Here is a 17657-nt window from a genome sequence, read left to right as displayed (position 1 = left end):
GATGTGGAAGCGCCTGGCCCTTTTGTTGCTGATCCCGCTGGTCGGGGTTGCCATCGCATCCGAAGGCGAACTGCCGGTGGAGCGCGACTACGCCCGCGTGCGTGCCGCGCCCGCGCCGAAATGGCAGGTGCAGGCCGATGCGGATGCGAAATCGGCCGGTTGCATCAGCTGCCATACCGCCAGCGACGAAGCGACGATGCACGCGCCGAAATCCGTCGTGCTGGGCTGCACCGATTGCCATGGTGGTGACCCGAAGGTGGTCGCGTCCGCCACGCTGGCCGCAACCGACCGCAATTACATCAAGCTGCGCGACGAAGCCCATGTGCTGCCGCGCTTCCCCGAAGCCTGGCATTTCCCGTCCTCGGCAAACCCGAAGCGCAGTTACACATTGCTCAATCGCGAAACGCCGGAGTTCGTCCGCTTTGTGAACCCGTCCGATTATCGCGCCGCCCGCGATGCCTGCGGCGCCTGCCATATCGAGATCATCGAACGCGCCGAGCGCAGCCTGATGGCCACCGGCGCCATGCTGTTCGGCGGCGCCTCGTACAACAATGGCATCCTGCCCTACAAAAACTATGTGCTGGGCGAGGCGTATGTGCGCCCCGGCCAGGCCAGCGCGCTGCTCGGCGCGTGGAACGGCGATGCATCGGGCCACGGCGACGTCGGCACGAAACATGATGCTGGTGGGCATGATACCGGCCATGCCCCCGAAGCCGGCCATGAAGCCGCCGCCGGTGGGCATGGCGCCGCCGCTGGCGGCCATCATGATGAAAGCCTGCCGGCGCTGGTGTGGGCCCCCGGCAATGGCGGCACCGCCATCGGCAGCCTCACTGCTGCCGAAAAAGCGCGCGGCAGCCTGCCGTTCCTGGCACCGCTGCCGGCCTGGCAGGTGACCCCGCCCGGCGACATTTTCCGCGTGTTCGAACGCGGCGGGCGCAACATCAACCCGAATTTCCCCGAAATCGGCCTGCCCAACAGCCTGGGCGCCATCCAGCGTCTGGAAGAGCCCGGCCGGCCCGACATCCGCCAATCCAACCGCGGCCCCGGCACCGGGCTGCGCATCGCCGTGCCGGTGATCAACATCCACAAGACGCGCCTGAATGATCCCTTCACCTGGTTCATGGGCACCAATGATCAGCCCGGCGATTATCGCACCTCTGGCTGCGGTTCCTGCCATGTCGTCTATGCCAATGATCGCGAGATCAGGCACAGCAGCGTCTATGCCGCGGCGGGGCGCGACGGGCAGAGCCAGAGCGCCGACCCGACGATCAGCAAGACCGAAAGCGGCCACCCGCTCAAGCACAGCTTCACGCGGGCCATGCCGTCGTCCCTGTGCATGAATTGCCACATGCACCAGCCCAACATGTTCGTGAACACCTACTATGGCTACACGATGTGGGATTATGAAAGCGATGCGCCGCGCATGTGGCCGGGCGCCGAAAATCCCTATCCCAAGCCGCCGGGCATGAGAGAAGACGAATATCAGCGGCTGTTCAAGCGCCAGCGTTATCCAACCGCCGCCGAAGTGCGCGAAACCAATGATCGCAACCCGGAAGGCGCCGCAGCGCGCGGCAGCTGGAGCGACGTGGATTTCCTGCGCACCGTCAACGATCGCAACGGCCTGATGAAGGACACGCAGATGGCCGATTATCACGGCCACGGCTGGAATTTCCGCGCCGTCTACAAGCGCGACCGCGAAGGCAATCTGCTCGATGCCGGCGGCAACATGGCGACCTGGGGCACCGACACCGCGCACATCATCAGCCCCGATGATCCCGAAAAATTCCGCAAGGCCGGCACCCCTCAGTTCGTGAAGCCCGCGGCCGTGCCCGGCCCCGGCCAACCCGGCAAGGCCGTGCACATGATGGACATCCACACCGAAGTCGGCATGCAGTGCGCCGATTGCCATTTCGCGCAGGACAGCCACGGCAATGGCTTCATCCACGGCGAAGTCGCCAACAGTGTCGAGATCGGCTGCAAGGATTGCCACGGCACTGCCGATCGCTATCCGACGCTGCGCACCTCCAACCTGGCCGCGCCGCCGGCCGGCACCGATCTGTCGTTCATCCGCAATCCCGATGGCCGGCTGCGGTTTGAATGGAGCCAGGACAGCGCCGGCCGCCGCGTGCTGTTGCAGCGTTCGGCCAGCGACCCCAGTCTCGTCTGGCGGGTGAAGCTGGTGAAGGACAGCGTCAATCGCGACCATCCGGAGTTCAACGCCAAGGCGGCGCGCGCCAAGCTGGTCGGTACGCTGGCCAGTACGGGCGGCAAGATGAATTTCGGCCCCGGCGTGGGGGAACGCGCCCACAAGGATGACAACATGGCCTGTTTCAGCTGCCACACCAGCTGGACCACCAGCTGCGGCGGCTGCCACCTGCCGATCGAAGCCAACTGGAAATCCAAGACCAACAAATATGAGGAACAGGAGACCCGCAACTACGCCACCTACAACCCGCAGGTGGCGCGCGACGAGATGTTCCAGCTGGGCCGCCACCAGACCAGCAAGGGCAGCATCATTGCGCCGATCCGCTCATCCTCGGCGCTGATCCTCACCTCCACCAACATCAACCGCGAACGCCTCTATGTACAGCAGACGCCGATCGCTGCGTCGGGATTTTCGTCCCAAGCGTTCGCGCCGCATTTCCCGCACACGGTGCGCACCCAGGAAACCAAGACCTGCACCGATTGCCATGTCAGCGAGGCTGATGACAACAATGCCATCCTTGCCCAGTTGACGCTGCAAGGTACCAATTTCGTCAATTTCGTCGGCATGCACGCCTTTTTCGGGCTGGATCGCGGTGTCGAAGCCGTCCGCGTCACCGAATTCGGCGAGCCCCAGGCGGTGTTCGGTTCCTACCTGCACCGTTATGCCTATCCCGATTTCTGGAAGCTGCATGTCGAACGCAACAAGCGCGAGTTGATCAACTGGACCCGCGGCAAGATCTTCGACAAGCGCTTTTCCGGCGAGACCCACCCGACCGAAGACATCCGCAACATCACGCAAGCCACGTCCGGCGAAGTGCGCTGCATCCAGAACCGCGGCGAATATCTCTATGTTGCCGAAGGCCGCGGCGGTTTTGTCGCCTATGACATTGCCAATCTGTCGAACAAGGGTGTTTCCGAACGCATCGTCAAATCGCCCTTCTCGGCGCTGGGCCATGATGCCCAGGTGAAAACCAGCAATGCCACCTGCATGGCCATCGCCACCACACAGTCCATCTCCGTGGCGCGCAACGACAAGATCGTTGGCGAACAGAACGCCCGCGCCAGAGGCGAGCCGCTGGCCGATCCGCTCGCCGGCTACAACCAGGAGCAGAAGATGCACGAGATCTACCGCTATGCGGTGGTGACCGACAGCGTCGAGGGCCTGGTGCTGGTGGATGTGGACACGCTGGCCGATGGCGAGCCGCGCAACAATTTCCTGAAGCGCACGGTGCTCGACGGCGGCAAGACCGCGTGGAATCCGGACGGCGTGCTGACCGGCGCCCGCCACATCACGCTGGCCGGCCATATGGCCTATGTCACCACGCCGCGCAGCCTGGTGGTGATCGATCTGGACAATCCCAAGGCGCCCAAGCTGGCATCGGTGCTGCCGCTCACCGACGCCCGCGCCAGTGCGGTGCAGTTCCGTTATCTGTGGGTGACCACCGCCAAGGGCCTGGAACTGTTCGACATCGCCGATCTGGCCAAACCCGTGCACCGCCCGGACGCGACCTTCGCCATTGCCGACGCGCGCAAATTCTATCTGGCGCGCACCTATGCCTATGTCGCGGCCAAGGGCGACGGCTTGATCATCATCGATGTGAAGAAGCCGCTGACGCCGCAGCTCTATCAGCGCTTCACCGCCGACGGCACGCTGAATGATGCCGAGGATGTGGTGGTGGCCAGCACCAATGCCACGCTGTTCGCCTATGTGGCCGATGGCCGGAATGGCGTGAAGGTGCTGCAACTGACCAGCCCGGACAGCCAGCCGGCTTTCTATGGCTTCTCGCCGCGGCCCAAACCGGAACTGATTGCCTTTGCCCGTACCGGCCGCCCGGCGCTGGCCGTGTCCAAGGGGCTGGACCGTGACCGCGCTGTCGATGAAACCGGCGGCCAGATCGCCATCCTCGGCCGCCTGGGATCGCGCCCGTTCAACCGCAAGGAAGCGGAGCGCTTCTTCGTCGGGGAAAATGGCCAGCCCTATCGCGTGACCGACCGGGTGGACATGAGTGCCTGGTCACCGCTGCGATGAGCCTGGCGGTTGCCCGGCATTGTCGGGGTGGCGCCAGCGGAACAGCATGTAGGTGACGACCAGCACCAGCGCCCACAACGAGACGTTCTGTAACAGCCGCGTCGCCACAAAGAGCCAGCCATCCTGCAACTGGAGATAGCCGGCCACCACCGGGGACCGCTGCGCAGCCGGGATCGCCGTCATGGCGGCCAGTGCCAGCGCCTTCACATTGGCAGCGTGCAGCATCAGCCCGGACAGGGTGAGCATGCCAATCAGGTAGAAGCCATAGGCCGCCAGCCGGAACCCGATCTGTACACGGTGAAGGAAGTAGAAGATCGCCACGATCATGGCGAAATTGATGGTGATGACCTGGGCAAAATAGGCCCCGTACTGGTCATGTACCTGCTGCACCAGATTGAACAACTCTGCCTGCGTCATGCGGGCAGATTATGGCGAAGGCGGCCATCCTGCAACATGGCCACGGTCATGCCTGGGCCTTACGGCGCCACCAGCGGGAAATCGCCCTTGGGCGGCTGGAACAGCCCCATGAAGCGTTGCAGCACCGCCAGGTCGCCGCGCACCTGCAACTGCCCCGCCGCCATCAGTTCAGGCGCCTTCACCGCGCCGCCGATCAGGCCGATCAGCGCGCGGCGCGGCACCACCAGCGTCGCCTGCGCCGCATCGGTCGCGCCCAATTCGTGCAGCATCACGCCATTGCCCACCGTCACCAGATGGCGTTCCTTGGTGTCCGGTATCTCGAAGGCGATGGTCATCGGCGCGATGGCCCGTTCCGGCACCACCCGCACGCTCATCGAATCGAGCAGCATCGCCACCGACAGATTGGCGGCAATGCCCGCCGCATTGGCGACCGGGCTGGGCTTGATGCCCTGTTCCAGTTCCTGCGCGCCGGTCAGGTAAAAGTCCCGCCACGGCGCGGCTTCGGCGCGCCAGGCCAGTTGCCGATACACACCGGCCAAGGACGATTTCGCGGCCGGCGTGTCCGGCGCGGCGCGCACCAGATGCGACAGCAAGGTCGCCGCCCAGCGGTCATCGCCCTTGGCGGCTGCGGCCTTGCCGGCGGCCAACACCTTGGCCGGCCCGCCCATCTGCGCCACCAACCGCCGCGCCAATTCGGCACGCGGCAGCGGATCGAGATTGGCCGGGTCGCCATCGAATGCGCCCAGATAGCGTTGATAGACGGCGCGGGCGTTGAATTTCAGATTGCCATAATTGGGCCGGTTGAACCACGCCTTGGCCAGCGGTGCCGGCAACTGGATCGCCTCGCCGATCTCCACCGCATTCAGGCCCTGATTCATCAAGCGAACGCTTTCGTTGTGCACGAAGGCATAGGCTTGCGCGTGGCGCAGCAGATAATCGTTGATCTCCGGCTTGCCCCAGCGCGGCCAGAAATGGCTGGTGAACAGCACATCGGCATCAGCCCCCCAGCGCCGCCGCGCCGTCACCAGATAATCGGCCCAGCCCTTGGCATCGCGCACCAGCGCACCGCGCGGGGTGAGCAGATTGTGCAGCGACGCATTGGCGTTTTCGGCCAGGCACAGCGCGTGCCACGCCGGCAGATAGAAGTTCATTTCGGCCGGCGCTTCGGTGTTCGGCGTCAACTGGAACTGAAACTCCACCCCGTCGATCACCCGCCGGTCATTGCCCGCCGTGATGCTGTCGGTTGGCGGAATCAGGCCATAGGTGCCGGGCGTGCCCATCGCCGCCAACCCGGACGAGACATGCCCCGTCGCCCCGCGCGGCAAGGTGGTGCCGAACATATAGGTCGCGCGGCGCAGCATGGCTGGGCCGGCGATGACATTTTCCGACACCGCATGTTCCAGAAAGCCATCGGGCGCGATGATCGCCGTCTTGCCGGTGGCCACGTCGGCCGCGGTGGTCACGCCGAGCACGCCGCCGAAATGATCGACATGGCTGTGCGTGTAGATCACCGCCACCACCGGCCGCGGGCCTAATTTTTCCGTCACCAGCGCCATCGCGGCACGCGCTGATTCAGCACCGGTGAGCGGATCGACAATGATCCAGCCGGTCGTGCCGCGGATCACGGTCATGTTGGCCAGATCAAGGCCGCGCACCTGCCAGATGCCATCGGCCACCTGGAACAGGCCGTGCTTCGCGCCAAGCACCGCGTTGCGCCAAAGGCTGGGGTTGACCGTGGCCGGCGCCGCGCCGCTGAACTGCGCTTCATCGGCGAGATCGCGCAGCACGTTGCCGGCGGCGTCCCTGATCTTGCCGTCAGCGATGGTGCCAAGATAGCCGCGGCTGGCGAAATCGAAATCCTGCGCGTCCGACCAATCCAACGTGGCCGCCAGCGCTTCATTATCCGCCCGAACCTGCGGACTCGCCGGCGGGTTGGCGGTTGGCGGTGCGGCAGCGGCGGATGCGAGCAGCAAGGCGATGAGATGCGGTGTCATGGCGCAAGGCTACGCCCGCGCTGGCGCCTGCTCAACTGTGAATACGGACAATCATGCTCTGGCTGGCCGTGGCCATCAGCGTGCCATCCTGGGCAAACAGATGCACGCGGCCATGGGCAAAGCCGGCATGCACGGCGTGGATGCGCATGTCGGCCAGCACCCAATCGGTCGGCACGACATTCATGAAGCGTATGGTGTTATCGAGGCTGTTGCCGCCGGCGTGCGCGCCAAGCGCATTGCCGACGCCCGACGGCAGGAAATCCGCCATCACCGCCAACGCCAGCCGATCGATGGGCGTGCCCGGATCGCTGGGACGCACCCACAATCGGCCGATGCCATCGGGCGATGGCGGCGCGCTGCCGCGCTCGGCGCCAAAGCTGCCATGGGCGACGCGCCGATCGAAATGACTGTTGAGATCATCGGGATCACGGTTCCAGCGGATCACCATGTGCGGGCAATCCTGCGGTGGCGGCACGTCCGGCATTTCCGCCCATTGCTGATGCGGATGGTCTGGCCGGCTGCCCAGCGCGGCATTGACGGTGATGATTTCCTGGTTGCCCGCCCGCGTGATGACGCGAGCCTGGCTGGTCTGCTTGCCAGCCACCGGCACGATCACCTCCAGATCAAGATCGGTGCCGGGTCGGGCGTAGGACAGATATTGCGCCGCCGCCCACACCGTCGGGCGGCCGGCGTGCGCTTCCACCGCGGCCAGCGCGCTGGCCAGGCCCATGCCGCCAAACATGAACATCGTGTCGGGCGGGCCGACGCACAAAGGCTTGGTGACGGTAAGGCGATAATGGCCTGGCGAGTCGCCGGGGGTAATGGGGATCATGCCGCCCCGATAACGGCGCGGATGCGCGCCGTGAAGGCCGGATCGGGGTGCGTGGCGAATGCTGGCCGGGTCAATCAACGCATGCAGCCGTTGCGGGGTTGAACCGCGACACCGGTTCGGGCAGAACGCCGGCGGCCGCTCGCTTGCGGTTTTCAGATACGGTTGCGGGGGCTGGTGCGCCATGAAGATTGCCATTTTCGGATTGGGCTATGTCGGCTTCACGGCAGCATGCTGCCTTGCCTCCCAGGGCCATCAGGTGATCGGGGTTGATGTCAGCCCGGCCAAGATCGCCGACATCAACGCTGGCCGCCCGCCGTTCGAAGAGCCTGGCCTCGCCGATATGCTCACACAACAGCGCGCCGCCGGCCGGCTGGCCGCCACCAACAGCGTGGCGGACGCACTGGAAGCGGCCGAGCTGGCGATTGTGTGCGTCGGAACGCCGTCCGGCCCCGATGGCGGGCATGACATGCGCTACATCATCGATGTGTCGCGGCAGATCGCAGCGGCGGTGGCGGCGCAGCCCGGCACGGCGCGGATCGGCGTCGCCTATCGGTCCACCATGAAGCCCGGCACGATGCGCCGGCTGATCACGCCGCTGTTTGCTGCCCAGCTTGGCGATGATTGGGCGCAGCGCGTTGAATTGTTGTACAATCCGGAATTCCTGCGTGAGGCGCAGGCGGTCCATGATTTCTTCCATCCGCCCAAGATTGTGGTCGGCACCCATGATGGCGAGCCCAGCGCCGTCATGGCGGCCATGAACGAGGGCATTTCGGCGCCGCTGTTCGTCACCGGCTGGGAAGAAGCCGAAATCACCAAGTTCGTGGACAACAGCTGGCACGCGACCAAGGTCGCATTTGCCAATGAGATCGGCCGCGTGTGCGAACGGATGGGGATTTCCGCCCGCCGCGTCCACGAAATCTTCGTGTCCGATACCAAGCTTAACATCTCGGCCTATTACACGCGGCCAGGCGGTGCCTTTGGCGGATCGTGCCTGCCCAAGGATGTGCGGGCCCTGCAGCACATGGCCAATGACATTGGCGCCCATATCGATGTGGTGGGCAGCCTGTTGCGCTCCAATGAGGCGCACAAGAATCACCAGTTTGCGCAAGTGACCCGCGGTCTGGAGCCGGGCGCGCGCGTGCTGATTGCCGGTTTGGCCTTCAAGGCGAGCACCGATGATCTGCGCGAAAGCCCGAATGTCGATCTGGCGCGCAAGCTGATCGAGGCCGGCTATCATGTGCGGGTGTATGATCCCGGCCTGGTGCCTGACAAGCTGCGCGGCCAGAATCTGGGCTATGCCTATGCCCACCTACCCAGCATCGACAACCTGCTGGTGGGCAAGGCGGAGGCCGAAGCGGGCCCGTGGGACGTGGCGGTCGCCTCCAATGCGACGGCCGATGCGCTGGATCTTTCGGGCTTTCGCGTCGTCGCCACCCACAGCATCGCCTGATCCGCGCGCATCCGGGCGGTGTGTCAGCCCATCCGGGCAAACAACCGCTCATAGGCGGCGACCAGCGCGCCAACCTGATGCGGCCAGGCAAACAGCCGCGTCACACGATCATGCCCGATGTCGCCCATCCGCGCCCGGGCGTCGGGATCGGCGAGCAGTTCGGACATGCAGCGCGCGAGATCGACAGGGTCGTTGGCTTTGGCATAGAGCGACGCCTCGCCGGCCGAAAACCGGCCCTCGGTCACGTCAAATTGCACAATCGGCTTTGAAAAGGCCATATATTCCAAGATTTTGTTCATGGTCGATTGATCATTCATCGCATTCACCCGGTCGGGGTTCACGCACAGATCGGCGGTTGACATGATCTCGAAAAGATCGGCATCAGGGGCGCGGCCGGTAAAGGTGACATGCTGATCCAGCTGCATGGCGCTGGCCTGCGCCCGCAACGCATCGAGCGCGGGGCCGCCACCCACCAGCACGAATTGGATATCCTGGCGGCCCTCCACCTTGATCAGCTGCGCCACGGCTTCCAGCAACAGGTCGATGCCTTCCTGTTCGCCCATCACGCCGACATAGCCAACCAGATAGCGGCGGCCATTGCGCCAGCGATCGTTCGGCGGCACCGGCTTCACGCGTGACAGATCCGGGCCTGATCGCACAACGAACACATCATCGGCCTGCATGCGACCACGACGCAGCGCAATCGCGCGATAGCTTTCGTTGGTGGCAATCGACACCGTCGCAGCGGCAAAGGTCAGCCGTTCGAACAAGCACATCAGCCACCAGAAGGGACCGCGCTTGCCGAACTTGGCTTCGTACAATTCGGGATTGATATCGTGGTGATCGAACAGGAAACGGCGGCCAAGCAGGCGGAACTGCAGCGCCACCAGAAAGATCAGATCCGGCGGGTTGCACCCATGGATGACGTCAAACCCCTGACGAAAGAAGATCTTCCACGCCAGCCGTGATTCGTGGAACAGCGCCGATCCATATTCCAGCAGATAGCCCAGCGCGCCCTTGGCCTCGATCGGTAGGCTGTGGCGATAGATGTGGATACCATCCAGCATCTCTTCACGTGCATCATGGCCCTTGCCGATCGGGCAGATCACGGAAACCTCGGCGCCAGCAGCCTTCAAGGTGCGGGCTTCCATCCACACCCGCCGGTCAAATGGCACCGGCAGATTCTCCACGATGATCAGGATGCGTCGTCCCGCCAGACGGCCGGCCCAATTTTCGGGGTCGCCCAGCCAAGCCATGGCTGACCCGCTGTTGTCGGTTGTTGCCGGCACCATATCCAGATTATCCAAAACGCGGTTTCCCCACTACGCGGCTTCGCTGTCAGGCCAAAGGCATGATCCGGAATCGGCTTAGTGGGCAGGTGTTGTCATCGCAAGACGGTGTTTGACCGGGAAGGCGATCGGCCACCTTTAACCCGGAACAGATCAGGCACGCCAAGTGCCAATTGGCGATCAGGCCTCAACCATGGCCATGGCTTCGCTGGCCAGCGTGTAGCTGGCCTTGCGATCATCATGGCCGTGCAGGATATTGACCAGCATCAGTTCGTCGGCTGCATACTCGCTGATCACATCCAGCAATCCGGCGCGCACCGTGGCGGGGCTGCCAGCCACCACCCGGCGGCTGGCGAAGCCGCGCGCCACTTCGGGCCGATCGGCCAGCCACGCCGTGGCCACATCCGGATCCGGCACCGCGATGGATTTGCCCATCATCATGTGCGCAAACATCATCCGCGCCGGTGCGGCCAGGCGCTGGGCGGCGGCATCGGTTTCGGCGCATACGGTCCACACCGCCACCATCACGCGCGGCGCATCAGCTGGATGACGCGCCACAAACCGCGCGCGATATTGCGCTGCCAGCGCGCCCTGCCGCGGCGCGATGAAATCGGCGATGCAATAGGGCAGGCCCATGTCGGCGGCAAAGGCCACACTGTCCGGCGAGGAGCCGAGCACCCAAGGCTCCGGCGCATGGGGCTGGCCCGGCAGGGTGGCCGCATAGGCCGCGAACGGGTGATCGTCCGGCAGGCTGCCCTCCAGATAGCCGATCAGCTCGGCCAGCTGCGCCGGGAAGTTGTTCGGCGCATATTGGCGCCGATCCTGCTGCAACGCGACAGAGGTGCGCTGGTCACTGCCCGGCGCGCGACCCAGGCCCAGATCGATGCGGCCAGGATAGAGCCCGGCAAGCAGGCTGAACTGTTCGGCGACTTTCAACGGCGAATAATGCGGCAGCATCACCCCGCCGGAGCCGACACGGATGCGGCTGGTGGCAGCTGCGACCGCGCCGATCAATATTTCCGGCGCGCTGCCGGCCAATGCGTGGCTGGCGTGGTGCTCGGCCAGCCAGTGGCGCTGATAGCCCCGCGCCTCGCAGTGGCGGGCCAGATCGATGCTGTTCGCCAGCGCCTGCGCCGGGGTCATGCCTTGCGCAATCGGCGTCTGATCGAGAACGGAAAGGGGAATCATCATCGCCACAGGCTCCGTTTCGGGATGCTGCGCCCCGCCAGCGCGGCGAGGATGGCGCGGCGTTCATCGTCGCTGGCCACCGACCAGCGGGTGATTTCGTCGATGCTGCGCCGGCAGCCTTCGCACCAGCCGCTGCGCCGATCGATGCGGCAGACGTTGGTGCACGGGCTGGCCACGGTGCGGGCTTCGCTCATGCACGCGCCTTTCGCGCGGCCTTCAGCAGGTGATAGAGCAGCAGCCCGGTCGGCCCGGCGACAAACGTCAGCGCCAGGCAGGGCAGCAGCAGCCAGTGCGGCAGGCTGTTGTCCTCCGCCTCCCAACTGCCCACCCACAGATCGAACACCAGATAATGCACCCAGCCGGCCAGCAGCGCCGCCGGCGACGACAGCAGCAGGCGCACACCCTCCAGCGTATCGAAGCTGGCACCCGCTGGCGGCCCTTCACCGGCGAGGCCCGCCACCAGCAGCGACACATAGAGGCCGGACAGCAACACCGCGATGATCCGCGCAATCAACACGAGCCGCGCCCGGGCCAGCGGCGCGAAGGCCAGCGCCAACCAGCCGGGCAAAACCACGGTGCTGGCGATCTGGAACAGGCTGTCCGGCGTCATCGCAATCGACAGTGACGGTGCTGCCCGGCCCGGTCAAGCATGGCACGCCGCCTCAGCTTGCGATAGGATAGCGCAAATCACGGGGAGGATGAACATGCGCATCGTTGGTCTGGCCGGGATGGCCCTGTTGCTGATGGCGGCGGCGCCTCCGGCCAAAGCGGCCGATATCGTTGGCGCGCCGGGCCGACCGGCCGAGATGGTGGCGCTGGATGCCGGGCGTATGCCGGCGGCGGTGTTGGCGCAAAGCCTGATCCGCCCCGGCGCCCGCGTCATGGATGTGATGGCCGGCCAAGGCTATTACACCGAATTGCTCGCCCGCCATGTCGGGCCCAAGGGCCGGGTATTTGCGGTCGAACCGGTCAGCTACATGGACGATCCCAAAACCGCCGCCGCCTGGGCCGCCCTGCAGAAACGCCAGCCCAATGCCGAACTGATCGTCGGCGCACCCGGCGAAGCCAAGATGCCGGACGGGCTGGACGCCGCCTTCTTCCACCTGACCTACCATGATCTTTATTGGCAGAGCGAAAAGTTCAAATATCCGCGCACCGAGGTCGATGCCTACAACGCCCGGCTGTTTGCCGCGCTGAAGCCCGGCGGCGTGGTGATCATCATCGATCATTACGGCGTGCCCGGCATGGACAGCCGCGCCCAGGCCGACAAGACCCACCGCATCGACGCCGAGATCGTCAAAGCCGACCTGGCCCGCGCCGGCTTCCGCTTCGCCGGCAGCGTGCCGATCCTGGAAGTGGCCGGCGACGATCCGGCGAAACTGGTGTTCGACCCGTCGGTGCGGGGCAAGACCAACCGGTTTTACTATCGGTTCGTGAAGCCGTGAGAGATTATAATGAAAGAATAGCCTCCGGCGGGCAGGGCTGAGCCCTGCACCCGTTTGTTTTCGCGCCGCCCTTGCGGTGCGCCGTGTCCTGATCTGAGAAAGAGCAGCATATTTCGTGGATGGCCGGCATTTGCGCCATCCTTGGGCAATTTTTTCAGCGGCAGTTTTGCCAGTTGTGACGAATCCGACGAGATTCAGCGTTGTTTTTCCTCTGTTTTGTGTTTTCTGCGGTTTTCAACGCCTCACAGCAGCAATGCTCAACCACAAGATGACAGGCTTTACCCGTGTAGGACAGGACAGCAATGCGGCCTCTGCCTGCCGCTTGCCGTACACGGCTAAAGGTCGGGTTTGGGGTAGCGAGCGGTCGTTCCCGTACGGCCGACAGATGGCCGCTTTTGGGCCGTATGCCGACTGACCGCTTTAGGACCGGCAAGTGGGTATAGCTGACGCTGTCTCTCCCGTTGTTGACACGGCCGTTGACGACCGAGAACCGGTCGTTCAGGTCCGTTCCGATAAAAATCCGGTCTTGCCGGAAGCCGCCCTCTCGCTCATTGATCAATTCACGATGACTGGCGGTAACTACTCTCCGGGGCTGGCGAGTAGATCAGCGAGGTCATTCTGGAGCGCCTTGAGTAATCCCAACTGCAAAAGAGGGAACTGAGAAGGGGCAGCAACTGCGGGCGATGTTACGCCCGAATATTTTTTAAAGATGTCACCATGCGCGGTCTTTTTCTTGGCAACGGCGCTCGACTTTCCATGATCAACATCGTGCTGCAATTCGGTCCGTAACGTATTTGCGTCTTTAAAGGATTGCGGCTTGTCACTGAGCTTCGACCCAGGGCCTTCCCAGAAGAGAAAGTACAGGTTCTCAACGAATAACTTATACTGGGCAAACGAGTTGATTTGCTCACCAATTGCAACCTGAGCTTCGGCAGTCTTGCTCGTGGCTTTGAACAAATCGCTGCCGTTCGTCGCGGCGTAGGCGTTGTTGATGTCTAGGACGAGGGACCTGACCTTTTTCGCGACGTTCGCAATCTCACCAGAAAAATCTGCTGCGGCGATCGCGCTTGCGTCGGCACTGGTCAGAAATGAGGGATCAAACTGGAACAGCTTTCGGAGCAACACTTGGTCGCGCACCACCGGGCCCGACTTCACGTTCGCATTGATGCTCTTTTGGAAGGCAATGAAATCAGAGTCGGTTGCCGACTGACCTTTCTCGACTTGAACGCCGAGCTCATGAACAAACTCCTTCGCGAAGGCAGCAATAGTAACCTCTTTACCCTTGAGCGCACCGTTCTCTTGCAAATGACACATCAGCGATATAAATGATTGTGTCAGTGATCGACTTCGGAATGCCACGCATTTGTCAGGTATAGACGCTGCCAAAAAGTCTAGTGCTGCTTTAATACGCACCGCGACTTGCGATTTTTCAGAAAAGTTTTTTTGCGCCTCAAACACCTGCCGAACGTCATCGTAGCGCAACCCTGCGCCAAATCCTTCGACCTCAAGCGTGGCTACCTTAGCGACTACGTCAAAATGGGCATATCGTTTGTTATCAAATACCACCTTCTTTTTGAAGAAATCATGCTTGGACATGTTTCTGCAGAATGTTTTTAACTTGCTCGGGATAGCATTGAGCTTCTCGCTCGAATTTAGCTCCAATCCCGACTGGAGTCTCTGAAAGAAATCCATCAGTTCTTCATCGGAAGCGTCTTCAATAATATCAAAATCTATTTTGAAATCATCTACACGGTCGGATAATTTATCTGGCAAACCCTTATAGGTATGCGATCCGAACTCGGCCGCCATATTATCGGTCAACGACAGCTCACCCGAGAGAAACTCAAAGATGGTTGCGAGACGCTGTTGCCCGTCCACGACCTCATATGTCGGCGGCTCTGTCTTTGACACCACGAAGTAGAACTTGGGCAGCTTCCAACCCCTGAGGATGGAATCTATAAGCAGTTGTTTGCGCGGTTCGTCCCAGACTTTCTCGCGCTGCCAGTCAGGGATCTCATAACGATCGCGCCGCTTAAAGATTTTGTCCAGTTCCCGCCGATCAGACTTCATGTGCATTTTTGATACCTCGCCGCTCGTTGATAGCCTCGGCAAGCGTACAAAGAAAGGTCAGTGTCCCGCTGATCACTTTTCGCGGCAGTGAGCGTTTTCTATATCGAACCGAATCGGAGCGACCAGTCCGCTATCGGCGCAATTCCAGCCATTCAATTGTTTTGCTCGAACACACGCTCAAATGACGTCTCGTGCTTTGAGCCGACGTTCGGTGGCCCAAGCAGGACCCGCGGGTAAGTCCCCGACCCGGGCTTCAGGCCGGCAGGTGCCGCTATTCGGTGAAAGGCAGGTTTCGGGACGGTCTCGCGGCCTATGGAACGACCGAGATGGGGGCGCGAATCAGACGAAAGAACCAATGACGGATTCTGGACGCAAGCGGACTCGCTTCAATCCAGTGCGTCCGAAAATAAATGGGTGCAGGGGTCTCGCCCCTGCCCGCCGGAGGCCTCCTGTTCTTCAGCCCGCCAGCATCGCCGTTCCGATCTCGATCTTCATGGCTGGAGCGATCAAATCGACCAGCACCACATGTTTGCCGGCGGATTGCGCTACCCGGCAAACGGGTTGATCAATTTTACGCCCATGGCGGCGAAATCATCGACATTGCGGGTGACGAGGATCAGGCCTGCATGAATCGCCGTCGCTGCGATCCAGGCGTCACGTTCGGATTTGGGATCGGGGATGTGGAGGCCGGCGCAGATCAGGGCCACGGCGCGCGAGAGCGGCAGGGTGCGGGCTTCATAGGTTGGCATGACCCTATCATTCAGCCAGGCCCGCAGCACGGCGCCAGCCCTCGCGTCGCAGCGCTCCATTTGCTGCACGCCGCGTTCCAGTTCGAAAATGGTCATCGCACAGACAAAGCTGCTTTCGGCATCGACCGTCGCCAGCCAGCGGGCCACGTTTGGATCAATGCGGGGCGTGCCGAGCTTGCGGCTTTCCGACAGGATATTGGTATCGAGCAGATACATCAGGCATCAAGATCGGGCACGCGGGCGGTGATGGTGGCGCGCGGCGGCTCCCAATCGAAGTCTTGGCAAGTGGCCGGGGCCAGCGCTTCGGCCAGGGTCTGGCGCTGCGCAGCGAGGCGCTCGAGCGCTTCCTCGATGATCTGGGCCTGGCTGCGGCCGCCGGTGGCGAGGCGGCGCAACAACGCGGTCGCGCGGGCCGAGCGGATGGTGATCGGGGGTTGGCTGCGGCGCGCCGGCGATGTCATCGAACATCCTTTCGGTGGACCATAGCATTTGTGCAAGTACGCGTACAAGCACGCAGCATGATCAGCCCGGCAGCATCGCCGTCACCTCGATCTCGATCTTCATCGCCGGGTCGATCAGGTCGGCGAAGATCACTGTGCTGGCCGGCGGGTTGGCGCCGAACACGGCGCGCAGTTGCGGCCAGCAGGGTTCGAAATCGGTGCGATTGGGGAGGTAATAGGTCACGCGCACGACGTGGGCGAAGTCGCTGCCGGCTTGCGCCAGGGCGCGGCCGATGATGGCGAGCGCGTTGGCGCATTGGCCTTCCACATCCGCCGGCAGGTCGCCGGTGTCGGGATTGCGGCCCACCGTGCCGGATACGAACACGAACGGCGCGGCCACAACGGCGCGGCAATAGCCGACCTTGGCCTCCCACGGCGCGCCGGAGGGGATGCGGGTGATCAAGCGCGTATTATCAGCGGCGCGGCAGGCCACCACCGCCGCCAGCCAGGCGCGGCGCGGAAAGGCCGGCTTCGCCGAGCGTGGTGATGGCGCTGGCGACGTCCACCAGTTGCACGGCGCGCACCGGTTGCTGCACTTCGCCGTCGATTGCGGCGACGTCACCGGCCAGGCTTTCCATCACGGCATCGGGCAGATCGTCAGGCTCGGCAAAGCGGCTGGCAACGGTGAAGCTCTGGCCCTGTTGCCGCGCGGCCAGCACATCGAAGCCGATGCTGAGCAGATCTTCGACATTGTTATCCCGGCCCAGCCGGCTCGGCCCGCCGAGCACGACGGCGACCAGCCGGCGGCCATCGCGCACGGCGGACGCCGCCAGCGTGAAGCCCGCCGCATTGGTGAAGCCGGTCTTGATGCCATCGACGCCGGGCATGGTGCGCAGCAGATGGTTGTGATTGGCCACCGCCTGGCCGCGATATTGATAATGGGCCTGGCTGAACGCCGGATAATAATCGGGGAAATCGCGCAGCATGGCACGGGACAATATTGCGATATCGCGCGCCGTGGTGGTGTGATCCGGATGCGGCAGGCCCGACGCATTGTAGAAGGTCGTGCCCATCATGCCCAGCCGGCGGGCGGTCGCCGTCATCCGCACGGCGAATGCACTTTCGCTGCCGCTGATATGTTCAGCAACGGCGACCGCGATATCATTGGCGCTTTTGGTGGCGATCACGCCGATGGCATCGCGCATGCTGATCGTGGCGCCAACGCGCAGGCCGAGTTTGGACGGCGCCTGGATCCAGGCCTGGCGCGAAATGCGGATATCATCATCCAGCCGCAGCCGGCCGGCAGCGATTTCCTCGAACGCCACATACAGCGTCATCACCTTGGTGATCGAGGCCGGATAGCGGGTTTCATCGGCGCGGCGAGCATAGAGGACTTCGCCCGTGGCGTTATCGATCAGGATCGCGGCATAACGCGGCGCAGTATAAAGGCTTGCGGCAAAAGCAGATGGCGCCAGCAACGCCAGCAGTATCGCAAGACATTGCGCCAGAGCCTTGATCGACAAGCGTTTTGCTCCCTCTATATCCCCAG

The 17657-nt window shown here is 63.3% G+C and carries 15 protein-coding genes; 3 read left to right on the top strand and 12 right to left on the bottom strand.

The window, feature by feature from the left end; translation table 11 throughout:
- Window position 1 precedes the first annotated feature (1 nt).
- Complete coding sequence (locus AC6UUM_RS02805) at window positions 2-4234, top strand: hypothetical protein (protein WP_500804888.1); 4233 nt, start codon at window positions 2-4, stop codon at window positions 4232-4234.
- Here the strand turns inward: AC6UUM_RS02805 and AC6UUM_RS02800 are convergent.
- The 3 genes from AC6UUM_RS02800 to AC6UUM_RS02790 are packed head-to-tail and all read right to left on the bottom strand — an operon-like array spanning window position 4220 to window position 7477.
- Complete coding sequence (locus tag AC6UUM_RS02800) at window positions 4220-4651, bottom strand: hypothetical protein (RefSeq protein ID WP_500803834.1); 432 nt, start codon at window positions 4649-4651, stop codon at window positions 4220-4222. The genes AC6UUM_RS02805 and AC6UUM_RS02800 overlap by 15 nt on opposite strands.
- 59 nt (window positions 4652-4710) lie before the next feature.
- Window positions 4711-6645, bottom strand: a complete 1935-nt coding sequence (locus AC6UUM_RS02795) for an alkyl/aryl-sulfatase (RefSeq protein WP_500803833.1) — start codon at window positions 6643-6645, stop codon at window positions 4711-4713.
- Window positions 6646-6676: 31 nt separating this feature from the next.
- Window positions 6677-7477 carry an acyl-CoA thioesterase gene (locus AC6UUM_RS02790; RefSeq protein WP_500803832.1) on the bottom strand — a complete coding sequence of 267 codons (801 nt, stop codon included), beginning with the start codon at window positions 7475-7477 and terminating at the stop codon, window positions 6677-6679.
- A gap of 181 nt (window positions 7478-7658) precedes the next feature.
- On the opposite strand from AC6UUM_RS02790, the gene AC6UUM_RS02785 reads away from it, so the two are divergent.
- Complete coding sequence (locus AC6UUM_RS02785; protein WP_500803831.1) at window positions 7659-8927, top strand: nucleotide sugar dehydrogenase; 1269 nt, start codon at window positions 7659-7661, stop codon at window positions 8925-8927.
- A 23-nt stretch (window positions 8928-8950) separates the two neighbouring features.
- On the opposite strand, the gene AC6UUM_RS02780 is transcribed toward AC6UUM_RS02785, so the two are convergent.
- From AC6UUM_RS02780 to AC6UUM_RS02765, 4 genes are all read right to left on the bottom strand, one after another.
- The gene (locus AC6UUM_RS02780; protein ID WP_500803830.1) at window positions 8951-10234 is read right to left on the bottom strand and encodes a glycosyltransferase family 4 protein; all 1284 of its coding nucleotides are present in this window, start codon (window positions 10232-10234) and stop codon (window positions 8951-8953) included.
- A gap of 162 nt (window positions 10235-10396) precedes the next feature.
- Window positions 10397-11407, bottom strand: a complete 1011-nt coding sequence (locus AC6UUM_RS02775; RefSeq protein ID WP_500803829.1) for an LLM class flavin-dependent oxidoreductase — start codon at window positions 11405-11407, stop codon at window positions 10397-10399.
- On the bottom strand, window positions 11404-11598 hold the full coding sequence (locus AC6UUM_RS02770; protein ID WP_500803828.1) for a DUF1289 domain-containing protein: 195 nt from the start codon (window positions 11596-11598) through the stop codon (window positions 11404-11406). The genes AC6UUM_RS02775 and AC6UUM_RS02770 overlap by 4 nt, the downstream gene beginning before the upstream one ends.
- A complete protein-coding gene (locus AC6UUM_RS02765) occupies window positions 11595-12014 on the bottom strand; it encodes an ABA4-like family protein (RefSeq protein WP_500803827.1) in 420 nt (139 codons plus the stop codon). Before AC6UUM_RS02765 ends, AC6UUM_RS02770 begins: the two co-directional genes overlap by 4 nt.
- 94 nt (window positions 12015-12108) lie before the next feature.
- On the opposite strand from AC6UUM_RS02765, the gene AC6UUM_RS02760 reads away from it, so the two are divergent.
- Window positions 12109-12849 carry a class I SAM-dependent methyltransferase gene (locus AC6UUM_RS02760; RefSeq protein WP_500803826.1) on the top strand — a complete coding sequence of 247 codons (741 nt, stop codon included), beginning with the start codon at window positions 12109-12111 and terminating at the stop codon, window positions 12847-12849.
- 579 nt (window positions 12850-13428) lie between these two features.
- On the opposite strand, the gene AC6UUM_RS02755 is transcribed toward AC6UUM_RS02760, so the two are convergent.
- From AC6UUM_RS02755 to AC6UUM_RS02735, 5 genes are all read right to left on the bottom strand, one after another.
- Window positions 13429-14925: a GmrSD restriction endonuclease domain-containing protein gene (locus AC6UUM_RS02755; RefSeq protein ID WP_500803825.1), complete on the bottom strand. Its 1497-nt coding sequence runs from the start codon at window positions 14923-14925 to the stop codon at window positions 13429-13431.
- A gap of 539 nt (window positions 14926-15464) precedes the next feature.
- Entirely contained in the window at window positions 15465-15884 is a 420-nt protein-coding gene (locus AC6UUM_RS02750) for a type II toxin-antitoxin system VapC family toxin (protein ID WP_500803824.1), read from the bottom strand.
- Window positions 15884-16129 (bottom strand): hypothetical protein, encoded by a 246-nt coding sequence (locus tag AC6UUM_RS02745; protein WP_500803823.1) that lies wholly within the window; start codon window positions 16127-16129, stop codon window positions 15884-15886. The genes AC6UUM_RS02750 and AC6UUM_RS02745 overlap by 1 nt, the downstream gene beginning before the upstream one ends.
- Before the next feature lie 61 nt (window positions 16130-16190).
- Entirely contained in the window at window positions 16191-16571 is a 381-nt protein-coding gene (locus tag AC6UUM_RS02740) for a RidA family protein (protein ID WP_500803822.1), read from the bottom strand.
- A 10-nt stretch (window positions 16572-16581) separates the two neighbouring features.
- A complete protein-coding gene (locus AC6UUM_RS02735) occupies window positions 16582-17631 on the bottom strand; it encodes a D-alanyl-D-alanine carboxypeptidase family protein (protein ID WP_500803821.1) in 1050 nt (349 codons plus the stop codon).
- Between the last annotated feature and the right edge of the window lie 26 nt (window positions 17632-17657).

The sequence above is a fragment of the Sandarakinorhabdus sp. genome (assembly GCF_987265915.1).
This window is presented reverse-complemented; position numbering and strand designations above follow the sequence as displayed.